This window comes from Paenibacillus camerounensis (assembly GCF_000723885.1).
GTDB classification, from domain to species: domain Bacteria; phylum Bacillota; class Bacilli; order Paenibacillales; family Paenibacillaceae; genus Paenibacillus_AQ; species Paenibacillus_AQ camerounensis.
In genome coordinates this window covers 1-19,237 of the sequence record NZ_CCDG010000085.1, presented here as the reverse complement: position 1 = coordinate 19,237, position 19,237 = coordinate 1, and the positions used below count along the sequence as shown (strand labels likewise).

At 54.1% G+C, this 19,237-nt stretch carries 12 protein-coding genes and 1 other annotated feature; of the genes, 1 reads left to right on the top strand and 11 read right to left on the bottom strand.

Going from position 1 to position 19,237, the window contains the following annotated elements; translation table 11 throughout:
- Positions 1-593 precede the first annotated feature (593 nt).
- The 10 genes from BN3772_RS26920 to BN3772_RS26875 form a co-directional block, all read right to left on the bottom strand.
- Positions 594-2,060 carry an SPOR domain-containing protein gene (locus BN3772_RS26920; protein WP_052380717.1) on the bottom strand — a complete coding sequence of 489 codons (1,467 nt, stop codon included), beginning with the start codon at positions 2,058-2,060 and terminating at the stop codon, positions 594-596.
- Positions 2,061-2,144: 84 nt separating this feature from the next.
- Positions 2,145-3,326, bottom strand: a complete 1,182-nt coding sequence (locus tag BN3772_RS26915; RefSeq protein WP_042203425.1) for a glycosyltransferase — start codon at positions 3,324-3,326, stop codon at positions 2,145-2,147.
- Positions 3,327-3,511: 185 nt separating this feature from the next.
- Positions 3,512-4,699 (bottom strand): glycosyltransferase family 4 protein, encoded by a 1,188-nt coding sequence (locus tag BN3772_RS26910; protein WP_042203424.1) that lies wholly within the window; start codon positions 4,697-4,699, stop codon positions 3,512-3,514.
- Positions 4,700-4,872: 173 nt separating this feature from the next.
- Positions 4,873-6,087 carry a GGDEF domain-containing protein gene (locus BN3772_RS26905; RefSeq protein WP_052380716.1) on the bottom strand — a complete coding sequence of 405 codons (1,215 nt, stop codon included), beginning with the start codon at positions 6,085-6,087 and terminating at the stop codon, positions 4,873-4,875.
- Between the two features lie 51 nt (positions 6,088-6,138).
- Complete coding sequence (locus tag BN3772_RS26900) at positions 6,139-7,305, bottom strand: GGDEF domain-containing protein (protein WP_052380715.1); 1,167 nt, start codon at positions 7,303-7,305, stop codon at positions 6,139-6,141.
- 255 nt (positions 7,306-7,560) lie between these two features.
- Positions 7,561-8,949 carry a UDP-N-acetylmuramate--L-alanine ligase gene (gene murC, locus BN3772_RS26895; protein ID WP_042203423.1) on the bottom strand — a complete coding sequence of 463 codons (1,389 nt, stop codon included), beginning with the start codon at positions 8,947-8,949 and terminating at the stop codon, positions 7,561-7,563.
- Between the two features lie 7 nt (positions 8,950-8,956).
- Positions 8,957-10,333 carry a bifunctional folylpolyglutamate synthase/dihydrofolate synthase gene (locus BN3772_RS26890; protein ID WP_042203422.1) on the bottom strand — a complete coding sequence of 459 codons (1,377 nt, stop codon included), beginning with the start codon at positions 10,331-10,333 and terminating at the stop codon, positions 8,957-8,959.
- A gap of 6 nt (positions 10,334-10,339) precedes the next feature.
- On the bottom strand, positions 10,340-13,039 hold the full coding sequence (locus BN3772_RS26885) for a valine--tRNA ligase (RefSeq protein ID WP_042203428.1): 2,700 nt from the start codon (positions 13,037-13,039) through the stop codon (positions 10,340-10,342).
- A gap of 105 nt (positions 13,040-13,144) precedes the next feature.
- Positions 13,145-13,429 (bottom strand) — a binding site (T-box leader).
- A gap of 211 nt (positions 13,430-13,640) precedes the next feature.
- A complete protein-coding gene (locus BN3772_RS26880; RefSeq protein WP_042203421.1) occupies positions 13,641-15,056 on the bottom strand; it encodes a LysM peptidoglycan-binding domain-containing protein in 1,416 nt (471 codons plus the stop codon).
- A gap of 162 nt (positions 15,057-15,218) precedes the next feature.
- Positions 15,219-16,628, bottom strand: coding sequence for a glycosyltransferase family 4 protein (locus BN3772_RS26875; RefSeq protein ID WP_052380714.1), 1,410 nt, complete (start codon positions 16,626-16,628; stop codon positions 15,219-15,221).
- A 196-nt stretch (positions 16,629-16,824) separates the two neighbouring features.
- Between BN3772_RS26875 and BN3772_RS26870 the strand changes: the two genes are divergently transcribed.
- The gene (locus BN3772_RS26870) at positions 16,825-18,060 is read left to right on the top strand and encodes a GGDEF domain-containing protein (protein WP_042203420.1); all 1,236 of its coding nucleotides are present in this window, start codon (positions 16,825-16,827) and stop codon (positions 18,058-18,060) included.
- Between the two features lie 213 nt (positions 18,061-18,273).
- Here the strand turns inward: BN3772_RS26870 and ypfJ are convergent, their stop codons facing one another.
- Positions 18,274-19,140: a KPN_02809 family neutral zinc metallopeptidase gene (gene ypfJ, locus BN3772_RS26865; protein WP_042203419.1), complete on the bottom strand. Its 867-nt coding sequence runs from the start codon at positions 19,138-19,140 to the stop codon at positions 18,274-18,276.
- Positions 19,141-19,237: the final 97 nt, after the last annotated feature.

Sequence of the window (19,237 nt, the reverse complement as noted above, 5' to 3'; positions counted from 1 at the left end):
GGTTCTCGGTAGCTCGGTGGCTCGGTGGCTCATTTGCTCAGTTGCTGGGTGGCTCGATGGCTGTGTGGTTGTGTAGCTGAGTTGCTGAAGTACTCACTTGCTCAGTGCTTAGTTGCTGGGTGGCTGTGTAGCTGAGTTGCCGGGGTACCCTGTGACTCGGTTAGCGGCCCAAAAGCTCCGCAGACGCATGCCTCTAAATTTAGTTGGATTTTCGCCAGTTAATTCCTCTAATTCTCAACATTTCTATTTATTACTTGGAAATTAGTCACTTAATTTTGCCAAAAACCCTGATTTCGGCGTAATCCGGCAAATTAAGTGTCCTTTTTCCCACTAATCTCCTTTTTTCGATGGCTGATCAGGAATTAGGTGACGAATTTCCACTTAATTTGTTCATCAACCCTACATTAATCCTCTATCACCCTTCTATCACCTCAACATCGCCTCTCCATCGCCCCTACATCGCCCCACCATCGCCCTACATCGCCCCTACATCACTCATCCTCATAGGATGAATTTCAATCACAATGACCTCAGGACACAAAAAACATCCCCCGGTACTACGCATTAGCGCAGCCAGGGGATGCTTGTTCACACTATTCAAGTAGAGACAGCAGGGTCCTCTGGCCGGAGAGGAAGCTCATCACCGATTCCTGCACCTCCCAGAGAAGGCCCTGTGCCTGGTTCTTATTGTATTCGTTCAGAGCAGCGATTCCCTGGCTCGCCGATTTCTCCAGGCCGGCGCACAGGCTCTGGCCCTCCGCGCTTAATCCAGGCTCCAATGCTTTGACCGCCTCGGTCCAGCGCATATGAATATCCGTAACGGCGGCGGTATCCGCCGTACCGCCGGCTCCGCTGAGCAGCGTCGCGGACAGGCTGCTCAGCTCGTTCAGCAGCTCTGAGCTGACTGCGAAATAGCTGTTCACCGCCTCCGCCTGCCCGGCAAAAGCAGCCTGCTCCGCAGCCGGCAGCGTTACCTCCCGGACGTAGAGCTCAATGCCCTGATGCTGCAGTCCGCTGCTCAGAAGCTTGGCCTGCTCACGGTCAGGCGACATCCCGGCATACACGCGGTTTCCCCCGTCGGGATCGGTTCCGGCGGCAAGCCCCGCGGCAAGCAGCTCCTGCTGTGCCTGCTCCGCCCCGGCAGGAGTGCTGAACACTCCGTATTGCAGCAGATAGTAACTCTGCGCAGCAATTGCAACCGGAATGCGGCCGGCAGCGCTGTTCCCTCCGGCGGCCGGCAGTCCCGTAGCCGGATCAACAGGTTGTCCGTCTGTGCCGCTAGCGGCTCCGTTCTGCACAACTGCCGGCAGCGTACGCCCGTCTCCGCTGTCGTTCACGCCGCTGATAAAGTTCAAGGCTGCATAGCCGAGCAGCAAGCCTGTAGCAAGCGCTCCTGTAATGGATAGCGCAAATTTCCACCAGCCGGCCGGCCGGCGGGTCTGATAGGAGCCGCTGGTGCCGTAGCTGAGTCCGGAGTAGGATATACCCCCGAATTCCCTGAGCTCCCCGTTCTCCGAATCCTCATTATAGCGGGCACTGTATCCGTACTCTTCCTCTTGCACATCATCCGGTATACCGCGGGTTGTTGTCTCCCGCAGGCCAGTCAACGGGTCAGGACGGAATAAGGAAGAGTCTGAGTTTGTAACAGATCCGGGGCCATGGCTGAGATCCTCCCATTCCTTGTACCGGGCAGGCTGCGGTGCATGTTCAACCGTTCTGTCTTTATAGCCTCCATACTGATCCCTTCCGGCAGAGTTGCCGGCTGCATTATACGGCCATACCTCTCCCGGAGCATCAATATTACGATGCGGCGCTGTAATATAACTCTTGCCCGGGTTATCATTATTAGCTGTGTTATGTTCTCGTCCGCTGTAATCACTGTCAACGCTATCCGGCCTGCCGATACGATTATGACTGTCAGCACTATTATATCGGTTAGTGCTGTAGTCCCTGGCGGTGCCGAGATATCCGCTGCCGGAATCCAGCTCTCCGCCCTTACCTGCTTGTCCGTCCTGACCTGTGCCTGTATCAAAGCGGAACGTCATCTTCCCGTTACTCAACTTCCACACCCCACTATCTAGAGTTCGTTAATAGAAGATATGATAGAGAGGAGGGGAATATGCTATTTGGGGAGAATAAAATCTTTACACCAGGCTAAGTACCTTAGCCTTAACATTGCCGGCTTCATAATGCTTCTGCAGTGTCCGGTAAGCCTGGTCGGCGATAATGGCCCCCAGCTCCGGCGTCTGCAGCAGCTTCAGCACCTGGTCGGCAATTTCTCCCGTGGTGCCGGCCAGCAGGATGTTGCGTCCCGGTTCACAGGTCAGGCCTTCTGCGCTTTTCACACCGGTAACCACCGGCGTGCGCAGCGCCCATGCCTCCAGAATGCGCAGCTGTCCGCCGCAGCCCTCACGCATGGAGGCGATAACCGCTTTGGAACGCCGTATGTATTCATATGCATCTGCGCCATCAACAATAATCACAGACGAATCAAGCCTGGCCAGTGCGGCTACCTCAGGATGTATCTCCCGGGCGACTATATAACATTTACAATGCGGGACCTTCTCCTTAACCAGCGGATATATCTTCTTGTAAAAAGTGAGCGCAGCATCCCTGCCCTGGCTTGTGTGCATATTCCAGTGAAGCAGAACCGCATCCTCCTTAATAGCCGGCTCATCATAAGCATAGTCGTCAAGGTCGATGAATTGCGGGATCACATGTACCTTGCCGGCATCCGCAAAGGACAGCGCCTTGAAGGATAAGGCCTCCCACTCCGATGCAGTCAGCAAAAGCCCGGTTTTGTTCATCAGCCTGCGTTCATCACGCCTGGAGAGCACTGCATTAAGCATATGATAGCGTCTGCTTAAGCCGCGTTTGCCGGCAGCCTTGCTCTCAGCCTGCCTGCTCTCCTGACGCTGGGCATCCGTAATAATAACGGCATCCGGCAGCAGTGATGACAGAAGATCAATGCAGCTGCCCGGCAGGTTCCTTGTAATAAAAACATGGGTATATGCATTGGATTTGCACAGGTGCCTGATCTCGGCCTGCAGATCCTTATCCGTCTCTGTATGAAAGGTGCTTCCGCGCAGCTTGTTAAGCGAATTCCTCAGAATCATATGCGGCCTCGGCGCCGGCGTAACGGCATGTATCCTTAACGCAGGATCAGGCCTCAGCCGGGTGTTGCGGCCGCTCCTGCAAAACTCCAGCAGATCAATATCAAATCGCTCCATCAGGATGCGGATCATCCCTTCGGTGCGCGCTTCTTCCTCTACATCTTCCTCCGGCCCCCGGTTCCGGGCGGACAGGTACAGCATCTTTTCTCTCATTTCTCTAACTCCTCGGTCTGTATAAATAACGGACCCCCTGCCTGTTCCGCAGAAAAAGCAAGCCGGATTCTTAATCCGGCCGCCCGTTATGAAACTTTAGTTGTAGATCAATAGTAGCGCAATTTGCCGGGGAAGACTGTCGATTTATGGGAGATTTTTTTGAAAAGTTGAAAATATGAACAACTTCAGACCAGGCTAAGCAGCTTCTTCTTGACGCTCTCCGCCTCATAGTGGGCCAGCAGCGTCCGGTATGCATGATCCGCAAGCTGTCTTCCGCGCTCCCTGTCCCGGAGAAGCTGCAGTACGCAGCCGGCAAAGGCAGCCGGGCTGTCAGCAATAAGAATATTATTGCCGTGTTCACAGAGTAAGCCCTCCGCCCCGATGGAGGTTGAGACCACAGGCGTCTTTAATGCCCAGGATTCCAGTATTTTAAGCCGGGTCCCGCTGCCTTCCAGCAGCGGGACAATTACAACTGCACCTTTACGCACATAGTCGGCAACACTTTCAACATAGCCGGTAATGATAATGGATCGGTCTTTTTCAGCGAGGGCAGCGACATCCGGATGAACATCCCGGCCGACAATATACCATTTGGCATCCGGAAATTCCGTTTTGATCAGGGGATATATCTCTCTGCTGAAATAGGAGGCGGCATGAATATTCGGAAAATAGTTCATGTTGCCAGGCAGGATGATCCACCTCTCTTTGCCTGAATCCGGTTCAGGCAGATAATCGCTGATCCGGATAAAGTTAGGGATCACATGCACCTTATGCGCATTTGTGGAAGATAGAGCCCGGAATGCCAATCCGTCCTGCTCCGAGGCAGCCAGTAGCAGGCTTGTCTTATCCATCAGCTTCAGTTCATCCTGTCTGGTCCATGCCGCGTTAAGCCGGAAATAGAGCCTGGCAATTCCCCGCTTCTTCTTCACCAGTTGGGCAGACAGGCTGCTCTCAAAATTATGGGCATCCGTGATCATAACCGCCTCCGGCAGCACCTTGCGAACGACATCAATACAGGCGCCGAGCAGGCTGTGTGAAATGAATACCCGTTCATACAGGTTCTGCCTGCTAAGCCTAACGATCAGGCTATGCATATCCTTATCCGAATGGCTTAAGTACGAGCAGTTACGCCACGTGTAGAGTGAACGCAGCATTGCTTTGCGGTAGCTCACCGTGCGCTCTACTTCATGTACGTTGACGCCTTCCTGTGCATGCCTTTGCCCTTTGTCCGCTTCCGTATTCCGGTAGGTCAGCAGATCCACCACGTATTTCGTCTTCAGGAGATTCAGAATGTTACCGGTCCTGAGCTTGCCGCCGCTATCCTGCGGGAAAGGGTTCTCCGCGGAAATAAACAGTATTCTCTCCATTGTCATCCTCACATCTCCCACATTCTATGTGTATGGCCGCCAGTACCAAGTGCTGATATCAAGCTATATTACCCGGCTGCTACTTGATTCCACCTCACAATGGAAATCATTTAACTTTATATGAAAATAATTTCACATCAAAAAACTATTGTTTGAGCAAAAAAAAAAAAGCACCCCGCTCATAAAGAGGAAGGCACTGTCTCATCTGACAAAACGCAATATTCGTAGGTTCTTGCCACCCGGTTCCTGCCCTTCTGCTTGGCCTGGTATAAGGCAATATCCGTCAGCCTGTATAATCTGTTCAAGGTGATCCGCTTCTCGGAGCGGATCGTTATGACTCCGATACTGACTGTATACGGCAGGAGGGTGTCATCAATAACGGCACCAAGCACACACCGTCTAAGCCGTTCGGCAATCTCCTCGCTGTCTGCTTCATCAGCCCTGTGCAGCAGCACTGCGAATTCCTCACCGCCAAATCTGCCGAACAGGTCACTGCTGCTCAGTTGGCCCTCAATCTTGCGTGAGAAATCCCACAGCACTTTATCTCCGGTGTCATGGCCGAAGGTATCGTTAATTTGCTTGAAATGGTCAACGTCAATCAGCAGAAAGGAGAAGGACCAGTCCTCTTTAGCTGCCGCAGCCATCATCGGGCGGGCTCTCAGTACAAAAGCCCGGCGGTTCAGGATGCCCGTAAGCTCGTCATAGGTAGCCACACGCTCGAGTTCGGCGTAAGTATGCTCCCGTGAGAGCAGCATATACCCTGCCGTACCCAGAAACATCAGCAGGTAAAGGCTGATATAGAACATGCCCTGCAGCAAGGCAGTAACCCAGATGCCAGTCAGGGGCTCTGCCCATAATAAGCAGACTGCCTGTCCAAGCAGTGCGATAATAACTAAGCTGTAGAGCCCCCCTATGAGCTTTTGCAGCGGAGTCTGCTTCAGCTTCACAGAGAGCAGATAGACGGGATAGGCAATCATAGCGGCTCCGGCGGCTGCAGCCAGCGCGCCTGCCGGAGCCGCTGAAGGGAGCAGCCATTCCAGCAGAGCAATACCTGCGCCTGATATGCCGGCAAGCCCGTAATACAGCCGCTTTACTCCTCCGGTGTATGCTCCCAGCAGCTTGAGAAGGGCAAAGGCTTCTCCCGTCCCCCCGGCTATGCATAAGAGCAAGACAGGCAGCCGGACTCCGCGCAATCCGGCTGCCGCCTCCAGTACAAGCAGCGGCCAGATCAGCAGCTGAAGCAGCTTGGCGCTAATATACGCCCTCAGCCTGCTTCCTTCCGAATAACGCGAGCGGTACGACAGCATGAACAGTACTGTAAACAGATTTACGATAAAAAGGCATACCAGCAATGTAGCAAAATCAAAACTGACAGCTGTCGCGATGAGATTCACCTTCCTGCCCGTAATATACCTAATCTCTTTTTTTATGTAGCCCCGGCACTACTAATCCCCGAAGCTGTAACGGACAACCCGGTTCCTTCCTTCCTTCTTAGCCTGATAAAGTGCCCGGTCACACAGCTTTAAGAGCATATTTACCGAGGCCCGCGGATCAGGCAGAACCGTAATGATACCGATGCTTACCGTATACTCAATGTGTCCGCCGGCTTGTGAAGCTTCTGCCACCGCCCTGCGAAGCTGTTCTGCCTTGAGGCTGCTGTCAGCTTCATCCGGACCGTACAGCACGGCAGCAAATTCCTCTCCGCCTACCCGGCCGAATAAATCGCCGTTGCCAAGATTGTTCTCCACTGTAAAAGCAAACTCCTGCAGAACCGTATCCCCCTTATCATGCCCATAGGTATCATTGATTCTCTTGAAATGATCAAGGTCCAGCAGCAGAAGGGAGTAGGACTGCTCCTTCTTGACGGCAAGGGCAAGCTTCAGCTCCGCTTCCAGCAGGAACGCCCTGCGGCTCAGAATACCTGTGAGGGAGTCGTAGGTGGCAATTCTTTTCAGCTTTTCATAGGAATGCTCGTTGGATAGAAGAATAAAGGCCGCGGTACCCGACACAAGCATAAAGAACATGCCTACATAATATAGATATTGCGCCACATTGGCCGATAAAGCACCCATCTCCGGGTCAATAAACAACGCGACAAGGAACCTGCCCAGCATAGCGCCGGCAGTCAAGTAAAAAACAAGACCGGTAATCCGCTGCAGCGGAGGTGTCTCCTTGCCTGCCGTCAGCCGGACAGCCGGATAGAGAACAAAGAGCAGCACAGACAGCGAAGCCGAAGCCACACGCAGGTTGGCCTGGTTAAAGAACAGTGCAATAATGCAAAAGCTGGCCACACTGACAGCCGTCAATACCGTAAAATACAGCTTGGCCTTCCGTCCGAAAATGTCCATCATCATCATTAACGCTGTAATTTCCAGCAATCCCCCAAGCAGGATCAGGAGATTACTGAGCGGAATCATCAGCTTATGCGGCAAATAATCCCACAGCAGCATGGAGCTCCAAAAAAGCACCTGCACCCATTTACTGCCGATGAACAGGGCTGAAGCCATATCTTTCGGTGAATGGAAGCGGTAGAAGGTAATCAGAAGCCCCGTAAATAAATTACCAAAGATAAAAAGATACAATAAGGTTCCGATATCAAGCTGAAAATCCATAGCCACACCACCAAATGTCCGGGGATCAGTAACGTTATTATTGCGTATTCCAGCACTCCATGTTTATTATCGGCAGACACCCTCTAAGAATTGACCAGCAAATAACCCCACAAAGCAGGGCATGTTATGAATGCTGACCAAGGTACTATGCAGGGAACCCGAAAACTATAAATAAAGCGTATTCCCTCTGAGTATCCAGAGGGAATACGCTTGAATTGCGTAATCACTGAAGCTGCAGGTACAGCTTAAAACAATCTATTCTTTGGCTTTATGCTCCCGCAGGCCTTCCGCCAGAGTATAGCCTACCTTCCAGATATCGCCTGCGCCCATAGTGAGCACAAGGTCACCCGGAGCGATACGGCCCTGCAGATCGGCAAGCACCGCCTCCTTAGTCGGCAGATGCCTTGCGCTTGAATTACTATTCTGCACAATCAGCTCTACCAGTCTAGCGGAGGTTACTCCTTCAATCTGCTTCTCACCGGCCGGTGAGTAAATGTCGGTAATGATTACCTCGTCTGCTTCACTGAAGGCACGGCTGAAAGCATCCAGCAGGAAAAAGGTACGGGTATATCGCTGCGGCTGGAAGACGGCGATAATCTTTTTGCCGGTCGCCTTGGCTGCACTGATTGTAGCCTGAATCTCTGTAGGATGATGGGCATAATCGTCAATGACGAGAATGTCATTCACCTCGCCCAGCACCTGGAAACGGCGCTTCGCGCCATGGAACTTCACAATAGCACCAGCAATAGCTTCAAAAGCAACGCCGGATTTCAGGCAGGCGATTACCGCAGCCATCGAGTTGTAAAGATTGTATTTGCCCGGGATGGACAGCTCAATCTTGCCCAGCACCTGTCCCTGATGGTTCATTGTATAAGAGACCTGTCTGTCTCCCAGCATGATATCAGTAGCGGTGTAGTCTGCATCCGGAGAGTCAATGCCGTAAGTGATAATATTGCCCTTCACCTCAGACAATAGAGAGCTGGCTGTCTCATCATCAGCACATACAATCGCTGTGCCGTCATCACGCAGCTGATTCATAAACTGGACGTAAGCGGCCTTCAGCTTGCCGAAATCCCCGCCGTAATTCTCCAGATGATCCGCTTCAATATTGGTGACAATCGCCAGCCAAGGGTGGTACTGGAGGAAGGAGCCGTCGCTCTCGTCTGCTTCCGCTACAACGTATTCTCCTTGTCCTGCCTTGGCATTCGTGCCGACATTCATAATCTCCCCGCCGATAATATACGTCGGGTCCACTCCGCAGTCCTCCATGATCAGGGCGATCATCGAGGAGGTTGTGGTTTTGCCGTGCGCCCCTGCAACGGCAACGCCCTTGCGTTCATTCAGCAGCCGGGCCAGCATCTGGGAACGGTGCAGCACCGGGATGTTCAGGCGCTCAGCCTCCACCCACTCCACATTGTCGCTTGCCAGCGCAGTTGAATAGACAACAAGATCAGCACCTTTAACCTGCTCGGCCGTATGTCCGATATAGACCTTGGCGCCTTTGGCGATCAGTTTCTCGGTCAATTCCTGGGCAGCCACATCGGAGCCCGTAACCGTGTATCCCATTTCCAGCATTACCCGGGCAATCGCGCTCATACCGTAGCCGCCGATCCCTATAAAATGCACACGTTCAGTAGTATCCAACAGTTCGTCACCAGCCTTTTTCAGAATCGGGTTGCTGCAAAAGCGTACTGCGTACATCGGAAATCAGATACAGTGTGCCGGACACGACCGCAAGATCCTTCTCCGACGTGATCGACTGCAGCAGTTGCAGCGCTTTGCCCCAATTACGTTCTACTATGATTTCCAAATGATCCTTGGCATATTTCTCCCGCAGACTTTCTGCGATGGCCTGCAGTTCTTCCGCGTCCATTTTCTTCCGGAAATCCGGTTCGGTCAGGATGAGCGTATCCACTATAGGCAGTATATGCTTGAAGTATGACTCATGATGCTTATTAGCCAGCATCCCCATGAGTAAATTTAATTTACCGTACTGATAAAACTGCGGCAGGCTTCTGGCCAGGCTCTCTGCACCTTCGGGATTATGCGCACCATCGAGTACGATCCGCGGATGCTGGCTGACCTCCTCCAGACGTCCGGCCCAAAAAGTATCCTTGAAGCCTTCAAGCACATCCTCATCGTCCAGCATGAAGGCCATATACTGGCGCAATACCTCCAGCGCCATCATTGCTCCGGCCGCATTACTCAGCTGATGCTCGCCTTTCATGGCAATACCCACCTGAAGATCACGGAACGGCCCCTTGAAGTTAAAGCTCTGCACACCTTCTTCGATGCCCTCAAGCTCATAGGTGAAATCTTCACCGGCCAGATAGAGCTTGGTACGGCAGGCTTCCGCCCGTTCCTTCAGAACAGCGATAACCTCCGGCTGGCTGACACAGCTGACTACAGGAACACCGGGCTTAATAATCCCGGCCTTCTCAAAGGCAATCTTCTCCAGCGTATCGCCTAGCACATCGGTATGGTCATGGCCGACATTGGTGATTACGGACACCACCGGCAGCACGATGTTCGTTACATCCAGCCTTCCCCCAAGCCCCGTCTCCCATACGACTACATCAGGGAAACAGTATTCGGCATAATAGAGGATCGCCAGCGCCGTCGCCACCTCGAACATCGTCGGTGAGCCCAGCTCGCCGGCCGCAATTTCCTCTACCAGCGGGCGCAGCTTCGCAGCAAGCGCAGTGAGCGTATCTTCGGGAATATCCGTACCGTTATACTGAAAACGGTTGGTGAATTTGGTGATGTAGGGAGACGTGAACGTCCCAACACTATAGCCGCTTTTGAGCAGCACACTTGTTAAAAAAGCGCAGGTCGAGCCTTTGCCGTTCGTTCCTGCCACATGAATGAACTTCAGCCGGCGGTGCGGGTTGCCGAGCTTCTCCATTAGAAGCTCTATCCGCTCCAGCCCCGGCCGGATACCAAACGGAATCAGCCCGTTGATCCAGTCCACCGCTTCTGTATAAGAACCCAAAGGAGCGGCGTTACCGCTCCCGATCATCTCTTCCATAATCCCTTATCCTCTCAGCTCTGCGATGCGGGCCAGCACTTTCTCACGCTTAGCGGAATAATCCGCCTGCTTCGCCCGTTCCTCTTCGATGACTTTAGCCGGAGCCTTGGCAACAAAGCCCTGGTTGCCAAGCTTTTTCTCAACGCGTTCCACTTCACTGTTCAGCGTCTGCACTTCTTTTTCAAGACGGAGGATCTCCTGGTCAATATCGATCAGCCCCGACAGCGGCAGAAGCAGCTCTGCGCCGGTAACGACTGCGGACATTACCTTGTCCGGTGTCTGCGGATCAACTCCGGCTTCGAACGAGGACGTGTTGCAGAAGCGTCCGATGTAATTGTCGTTGCGGGTGATGATGCTGAGCGTTTCGGCGCTGCCTGCCTTGATGATCAGCTCTACCTTTTTGCTCATCGGCACATTAACCTCTGCACGGATGTTGCGTACGGCACGGATGATGTCCATCAGCAGGTTCATTTCGGCCACTGCCTCAGGGCTCTCAAGCGCTGCATCGTACTTAGGCCATTCTGCCAGCGTAATGGTTGCACCCTCATGCGGCAGATGCTGCCAGATCTCCTCGGTAATGAACGGCATGAACGGGTGAATCAGGCGCAGCGTGCGGTCGAGCACGTAGGCGAGCACCGATTGGGTTTTGGCTTTGGCAGCCGTATCGCTGCCGTACAGCGACAGCTTCGCGAACTCGATATACCAGTCGCACAGGTCATCCCAGATAAAGTTGTACAGCAGACGGCCGGTCTCACCGTACTCGTACGAGTCAATTAGACGCGTAATATCGCGGGAAGTTTCGTTCAGACGGTGCAAAATCCAGCGGTCAGCCGTGGTAAGCTCACCTGTAATGTCAATATCTGCAAAGTTTACGCCCTCCAGATTCATCAGCGCGAAGCGCGATGCGTTCCAGATCTTGTTGGCGAAATTGCGGGCCTGCTCTACCTTTTCCATCCGGAAACGCAGATCCTGCCCGGCAGTAATACCCGTTGAAATCATATAGCGCATAGCGTCCGCGCCGTACTGCTCGATAACATCAAGCGGGTCGATCCCGTTGCCGAGCGATTTGGACATTTTGCGGCCGTCGGCATCACGCACCAGACCGTGCATGAATACATCGGCGAACGGCTTTTGGCCGGTAAATTCAAAGGCGGAGAAGATCATGCGCGCTACCCAGAAATAGATAATATCGTAACCGGTAACAAGCACGTTGTTCGGATAGTACCGCTGATAGTCGCTGCTGTTCTCGTCAGGCCAGCCCATTGTGGCGAACGGCCAGAGGTTCGAGCTGAACCAGGTATCAAGCACGTCCTCATCCTGCTTCAGATCATCCAGTCCGCTTATTTCGCGGGCTTCTTCCTCGCTATAGGCTACGAATACTTCGCCTGTAGACTCCGAGTACCAGGCCGGAATGCGGTGTCCCCACCACAGCTGGCGGGAGATACACCAGTCACGTACATTTTCGATCCAGTTCAGGTAGGTCTTCTCGAAGCGCTCAGGAACAAAATTAACGCCGTTGCCTTCCTTTTGCGCATTAATGGCAACCTCAGCCAGTGGCTGCATTTTTACGAACCACTGGGTGGACAGATAAGGTTCAACTACGGCGCCGGAGCGCTCGCTGTGCCCTACCTGGTGTACGTGATCTTCAATCGAGATCAGGACGCCCTGCTCCTTCAGATCTGCAACGATGTTCTTGCGGCATTCGCTGCGGTCCTGGCCGTTATAAGGCCCCGCTTCCTCATTCATTACGCCGCCTTCATCCATCACGTTAATCTGCGGCAGATTGTGGCGCTGGCCTACCTCAAAGTCATTCGGATCATGAGCCGGAGTAATCTTCACCGCGCCGCTGCCGAATTCCTTCTCTACGTAATCATCAGCAATAATAGGAATTTCACGGCCGATAACCGGCAGGATCAGCGTTTTGCCGATCAGATCCTTGTAGCGCTCATCCTTCGGATGCACAGCTACCGCAGTATCACCGAGCATCGTCTCCGGGCGTGTTGTGGCTACAGTGATGTGGCCGCTGCCGTCTTTGAGCGGATAACGCAGATGATACAGGTGTCCGTTAACCTCTTTGTATTCAACTTCAATATCGGACAGGGCTGTACGTGCAGCCGGGTCCCAGTTGATGATGCGTTTGCCGCGGTAGATCAGGCCTTTGCGGTACAGCTCTACAAAGACCTGGCGTACGCCCTTGGTCAAGCCTTCATCCAGCGTGAAGCGTTCGCGGGAATAGTCCAGGGATAAGCCCATCTTCGCCCATTGTTCATGGATCGTTTCGGCGTACTGGTCCTTCCAGGCCCATACCTGCTCCAGGAACTTCTCGCGTCCCAGATCATGGCGGGAAATCCCCTGCTGGCGCAGCTTCTGCTCCACCTTCGTCTGGGTAGCAATACCCGCATGGTCCGTTCCCGGCAGCCAGAGGGTGTCAAAGCCCTGCATCCGCTTCGTGCGGATCAGAATATCCTGCAGGGTGAAGTCGAGCGCGTGCCCGATATGCAGCATCCCCGTTACGTTCGGCGGCGGGATTACGATGCTGTAAGGCTCTGCGTCCGGCCGCTGGCCGGCCTTGAAGAATTCATTCTCCATCCAGTAGGTGTACCATTTGTGCTCTGCCGCTTTCGGATCGTACGTAGTCGGCATATCGTTCTTAGTGCTATTGTCAGCCGCAGCCTGCGCTGCCGCTTCCTGCGTGTCCGGCAGCATCTCTGCCGCTTTGCCTTGATCAGCCATGTTCTGAACCTCCATTAAGATACGGTTTGAGTTAAAGACTTCTTATTCGCTTGTGAAAATACAAAAAGGCCTTTCGTCTCAAAGGACGAAAGGCCATTCTTTCGCGGTACCACCTTTGTTTCGCGCTAGCAGCAAATACACCTGTGCCCGGTCACCAGCGGTTCCCGGAGCTTAGCGCGACACTCATGCAGATAACGGCTGCGTCCGGCCGCATCCTACACTGCAGGCCGAATGAACGGCGGCAGATTCAGAAGGGCGACTCCGGGGCGACTTCGGTGGCAAACATCCTGCGGAAAATCACAGCACTAACAATTCCGCTCTCTGAAGGGCTGACCGCCTACTCTTCCCGTTCCCAGTCTTTTAGCTAAGTTTTACTTATTCTCATAATACCTTTAGTACTATTCCTAGTCAACCAGCATACACACAAACTGCAGCCTGTGCGGCGGTACCGCCGATTTGGCGGGACTTTTACCGTTGGCTGGAGCCCTGTACAGGGCCACAACACAAACAAGAGCAGCGCTCCCCCTAACAGGAACCGCTGCTCTGTCTTATTCCGCTCCTCAAGCCTCCCGGCTTAAGGGATATATAATACCTGGCCTTCCTCCACATTCTGGCCGGCCAGCCGGTTGTACATCACCAGCTCACGTGCGCTGAGCTGATATTTCTCAGCAATGGTATCCAGCGTATCCTCCCGCTGGACAATACACATCCGGACCTTGCGGAACAGCTCCGCCCCCCCGGTTCTGCTGATAAAGCGGTTCTTCCAGTCGCTGTGATTCCCCGCTTCGGGCGCTGCTTCAGGCGGCGCTTCAGCAGCTGCGACTGCACTCTCAAGCTCCTTATGGGCGCGGCTTGAGCTGAGCAGGGAAGAGAAGGTAAGAGGCTCCTTTGAAGCCGAATCCGTCTCCTTCTTACTGCCAAGCCCAATCTTCAGATCCGCTTCCTGGGCAGGCAGCGTCTCCGGCGGGAGATGGGACTCGTTCTCCATAAAGTCCGCCGGCTCCTGCAGAACGGGCTCATCTTGAACCGGAGCCAGATCCGGCTCCTGCTCTCCGGCAGCAACAACCGGCTCCTCCCGGTTCTCCGCATGGAGCGTTCCGGAGGCGATGTCAGCAAATGCGTAGTTCTGCACTGCCGCAGGAGCAGAATCCGCTGCAGCATCGGCGGCCCCTGCACGCGCAATCTCTGCAGAAGCAGCCGGTGTCACCGCCGCCTCCTTCTCGCGCCCGCCGAAAAAGTAGCCGGATACCGGCTCGGCCGCCGCTTTGCCCTTCTGCCAGCCTTCCGCTGCTGCGCCGCCGGAGAAGCCGGACTCAATACTATGCGTACGCAGCTTCGTTTCCCTGTCCTTCTGCGGCTGGGCAGCGTGTCCGGCCGTCTGCGTATAGACGGAGCCTTCCACTACCAGCGGATTAATAGCCCCCGCATCCGGAATAAAGGAGGTATACTCCTGCTCCTGCTGATCCGCAGGCGATTCTGCAGCACCTTCGCCGTAGGTCCACAGCGAATTCTCGTACAGGGAGTCACCCTCCTGCTCACGGGCGCCTTCCGGGGCAGCTCCGTTCCGGCCATCCTCCTCCGGAGAATAGGCAACAGTATACTCCTCCTGCGGCCAGGCCGTACCTGCCTCCGCCCCGCCGATCCCCCGCAGGGACAGCACCCCCGTAATGTTAACGGTACGCATCGTAAGCAGGTCAATATCGAAGTTCTCGATCTCCACCCCTATGTCATCAAGTGAGCTGACCCGGGTCAGCGGGACTGTGATTTCAACAGGTATCGCATGCTCCAGGCGCTCCGTCCGGTCATTCTCTCCCCGGTAAAGCCCGGTGAGCAGCAGCTGGCCGTAGAGCTCGGCCCGGTCTTCCCGCTGAATCACCTGAATTTCCGGAATGAGTTCCACCTCTTCCAGCTCAGCGATTCCCGGAAGTTCTGCAGGCAGGTGAATGCGTTCATAAATATCAAACCGCAAGCCGTGGGACTGGTCAAACACGGGAAATTTCCTCCTTCTTGGCATCATTTAACCCTGAGACAAGCCCAGAGCATAAGCCCAAAATGTTACTCCCCACATGTATATGCTTCAATCAGGAAGGCATGACTAATTCGGACATATTGACATATCCCAAGCAACTCCCCGGCTTAACCGGATTCACTTTCAGAGAATACCCGCATCAGGCACCAGATAATCTGCCGGAAGCCTGCTGCGCAGCAGCGGCTCCAGCGGATTGCCGGGCGAGATTACGCTTAGCAGGTCTGACGGATGGAATGCACCCGGCATGGGGCGCGAGTCCCCGGCTGCCATTCCGGCGCCGCCTGACGGCAGATCCGGCAGCGGCCGGCTGTGCATTCCGGCAGCTCTGCGGTAGACCCGAAGTGTCCCTTCCGCCATTGCATCAAGCGAGCGGTTTCCGCCCGCCCACTGTCTGGCTGCGCTGCCCGTTCGGGCCCGCAGGGCATCATCGCCAAGCAGCAGCTCCAGCCGGTCTGCGAGCGCGGCGGCGTTCTCCGCAGGCACAATCCAGCCCGCAACCCCGTGCCGGACCATCTCCGGCATACCGGCCGCACCCGCCACAACCGGGGCAATGCCGGCAAGCTGCGCTTCCGTGACCGAGAAAGGCTGAGTATCCTGCAGGCTTGGCTGGACATAAAGATCCGCCGCAGTCAGCGCGGAGGGAATATTGTCTATTTTACCGGCAAAAGCAATATCCTCCTGAACACCGCATTCCTGCGCCTGTATCCTCAGCTCATCCAGCAGGCTCCCGGTACCGGCAATGACGCAGGTCCAGTCCCGGCGACGCTGCTTCAGCAGACCAAGCGCACTGATCAATACGTGGACTCCCTTGATATATTCAAGGCGTCCTGCATACATAATCATTTTTTTACCGGGAACAGGATTCAGGGGTACAGGCTCTGCGGCCTTCTCCCCGTACTCCTGCAGATTAATGCCGTATGGCAGAATATGAACCCGCTCCGCTGCCACCCCATGTCCGCCTACTACCTGTCCGATCCAGCGGGATGACACCAGCACCAGATCAGCCGCATTCACGCCCAGCTGCTCCATCCGACGGAAATAGCTCCAGATCGGCCGGCTCTCATATTCCTGCAGCGTAAGACCCGGCTCAAGCCCCCGGTATTCATAATACGATTCGCGGGCAAGTGCCCCGTGAATACTTGCGACCAGCGGCACAGGCCGCTTCATAATCCGCCTCAGCGCATATGCCGAAATAGGGTCCTGGGCATGGATGATGTCATAATCCTCAAGACCCAGCGCCGCGGCCCCGCCTTCAAACACGTAACGCCCCAGCTCAAAGCTGAAAATCCCGTGTTCCTGGTGCAAATGCGGAAACTGCAGCGGGTCCAGATAAGGAAGGAGCGCCGAGTAATAAGCTTTTTTATCAAAAAAAACGTTCCGCTCCAGCAGATACAGCGTATTGCTGTCCACATGGCTGCCCATCAGCGTAACTGTATGCCCCTGCTCGCCCAGCTTGTCTGCAAGCTGCCTCATATACGTCCAGATCCCGCCCATATTGGTAAGCCCCCAGTAGGTAACAAGCAATATTCTCATGAATCCCTCTCCTTTGTATAATAGAATTCACTTCCGCAGATAGAAGCCTCCCGCGTATGCATCAACAAAGTATTATATGTCCCTCGCCCTCTCTCCGGTATGGGTAGAGGTCATATGAATTTTAGCGAAACTATTTTCATTATGCAGGGGCATTTCGGGTATAATCGGTATAACTCTCGAAAGGAATGTTACCGATATGTCAAAAGCACGATTATTCGACCTTTCCCTCTTTGCAGCTGCTGTGGGCCTGGCGTTATTTACGCACCCTACGGTAGTTCTGGACGGTATCTATATAAAAGCCATGCTGCTCTACTGGGCATTCGCCAGCTTCTACTTTCAGCTGCGCATTGTGACCCGGAGCGGAAACTCCACGATTGATTACGCGATCAGCTACACTTCTTCCTTCGGTATTTTTGCCGGACCGCTCGGCACACTGATTTATGAAATTTTGTACCGGACGACCGTCTATTGTTATAAAAAGAAAACCAAAACCGCCGACCCGGGCGAATTCCTGGACACCTTCTTCAATATCGGCTCCTTCACACTCGGCGGTACGGCCGCTTACTATTTGTACACGCTGCTCTATCCGCTTGCTGTCCGGCTTCCTGCCGGATACTGGCTGCTGTTCCTGCTGGTGGTCTGTGTGACCACCTTTTTGTCATCCGGATTTCTGGTCATTAGCTTTATCCTGTCAGGTGACATCAAGACGCGCAAAGAGGCGTTACACCTGCTGTTCAGAAGCAGAAATCTGCTGGATTTCAGCAAGGTCGCATTAACGAACGCCCTGCTGCTGCTTCTGCTGCAGATGGAGCAATGGGAGATGCTGATCGCGCTGTTCCTGCTCAATTACATTGTCAGCCTCTCTTTTTTCACGAAATCGCAGATTGCCCAGCACAAGTTCGAGCGGGACAAGTTCGAGCAGATGGCGTACCAGGATTTTTTGACCGGAACATTTAACAGGGCCCATATGGATAAAATGATGAACGAGCTGGACTGCAGCGGGGAATATATCGGTGTCGTCGTAGCAGATATCGACCGGTTCAAAAAAATCAACGATACCTACAATCACGCCGTCGGTGACAAGGTTATCCTGCATTTTGCCAATATGCTGAAGGCCCATCTGCCGGAGGAGGACATCCTGTTCCGCAGCGGAGGGGAGGAGTTCACCATTTTCCTGAGAAACAAGTCATTCCGCGGGTGCGGCCTGATTGTTCAGGAGATTCTTTTGGATGTTGGCAGCCATTCCGCTACCGCCGAGTACTTGGATAAGCAGATTGAAGTCAGCTATTCGGCATCCTTTGGCCTCTATTACTTTAAAGCAGACCAGAGCACCTCGATGGAAAAAGGGTACGTCCGCGCCGACCAGCTGCTGCTGGAGTCCAAAAAGCTCGGCCGCAACCGGCTCTCGTCGAAGAACGCGCTGTTGGATTAGGCTGGTATGGCCGCCGCAGGGCGGGACTTTTATACAAAAGCAGAGCCGGAGCTTTTGCTGAGAATACTTATTGATCCAAAAAGCCGCCCCGCCGGACTTTCCGGCTGAGACGGCTTTTTGGGTTGTCTGCTGTTATGCCTGATATTATGCTGCAAAACCGCTGTATACTCTGTGACGCCAGTTCAGGAGCTGCAGGAACCGTACCGCTTCCCTCTACAGCTCAGTTGCTTTAAAAGTATCTCCCCCGGCGATTGTACCGTTATTGAAGCCTTTGTAGAACCAGCGTTTGCGCTGCTCCGAGGTTCCGTGAGTGAAGCTGTCCGGTACCGCATAGCCCTGGGCCTGCTTCTGAATCGTATCATCGCCGACCGCACTGGCCGCCGTCAGCGCCTCCTCCAGATCGCCTTCCTCCAGCAGGTTCATTCCCTGCGCATGGTTAGCCCAGACACCGGCCAGGTAATCGGCTTGCAGCTCAAAGCGGACCTGATACTTGTTGTATTCTGTCTCGCTCAAGGTACGGCGGTAAGCATCCAGCTCCTTCGTCGTCCCCAGCAATGTCTGCACATGATGCCCAACCTCATGGGCAATAACATAAGCCATCGCAAAATCCCCCGGTGCCTTGAAGCGCTGCTGCAGCTCATCATAGAAGCTCAAGTCAATATACAGCTTGCTGTCACCGGGACAATAAAACGGCCCGACCGCCGAGCTCGCTGTTCCGCAGGCCGAATTCACACTGCCGCTATACAGCACCAGTGTAGGATCTGTATAAGTCAGCCCCTGCCGGGCAAAAAGCTCGCTCCACACATCCTCCGTATCCGCCAGCACTACCGAAACAAACTGCGCCAGCTCCTGCTCCTCCGCCGTTTCCTGATAAGGCGTATCAGTGGTGGCGGCGGTTCCGCCTGAGGTCAGATTCCCCAGGATATCACCGACATTGCCGCCGCTCAGCAGCGTGACCACAACAACCAGTATAATCCCCCCGATCCCGCCGCCAATCAGCTTACCTCCTCCGCCTCTACCGCCGCCGCTGCCTCTGCGGTCCTCTACGTTCGAGCTGCCTCTTCTTCCCTGCCACTTCATGGCCCGACCCCCAGTCTGTTTACACTAATGAATGATGGTTTCCGCAAACTCCGAAACCTGCTTAGTAGTGTTATACCCAAATTGAGCAGGGTTCGAT

What these genes read in the sequence shown, in the direction of transcription:
- ypfJ (WP_042203419.1), bottom strand. Translation starts at nt 19,140, where the DNA reads ATGAAGTGGCAGGGAAGAAGAGGCAGCTCGAACGTAGAGGACCGCAGA.
- BN3772_RS26890 (WP_042203422.1), bottom strand. Translation starts at nt 10,333, where the DNA reads ATGGAAGAGATGATCGGGAGCGGTAACGCCGCTCCTTTGGGTTCTTAT.
- BN3772_RS26870 (WP_042203420.1), top strand. Translation starts at nt 16,825, where the DNA reads ATGTCAAAAGCACGATTATTCGACCTTTCCCTCTTTGCAGCTGCTGTG.
- BN3772_RS26875 (WP_052380714.1), bottom strand. Translation starts at nt 16,628, where the DNA reads ATGAGAATATTGCTTGTTACCTACTGGGGGCTTACCAATATGGGCGGG.
- BN3772_RS26910 (WP_042203424.1), bottom strand. Translation starts at nt 4,699, where the DNA reads ATGACAATGGAGAGAATACTGTTTATTTCCGCGGAGAACCCTTTCCCG.
- BN3772_RS26915 (WP_042203425.1), bottom strand. Translation starts at nt 3,326, where the DNA reads ATGAGAGAAAAGATGCTGTACCTGTCCGCCCGGAACCGGGGGCCGGAG.
- BN3772_RS26885 (WP_042203428.1), bottom strand. Translation starts at nt 13,039, where the DNA reads ATGCTGCCGGACACGCAGGAAGCGGCAGCGCAGGCTGCGGCTGACAAT.
- BN3772_RS26900 (WP_052380715.1), bottom strand. Translation starts at nt 7,305, where the DNA reads ATGGATTTTCAGCTTGATATCGGAACCTTATTGTATCTTTTTATCTTT.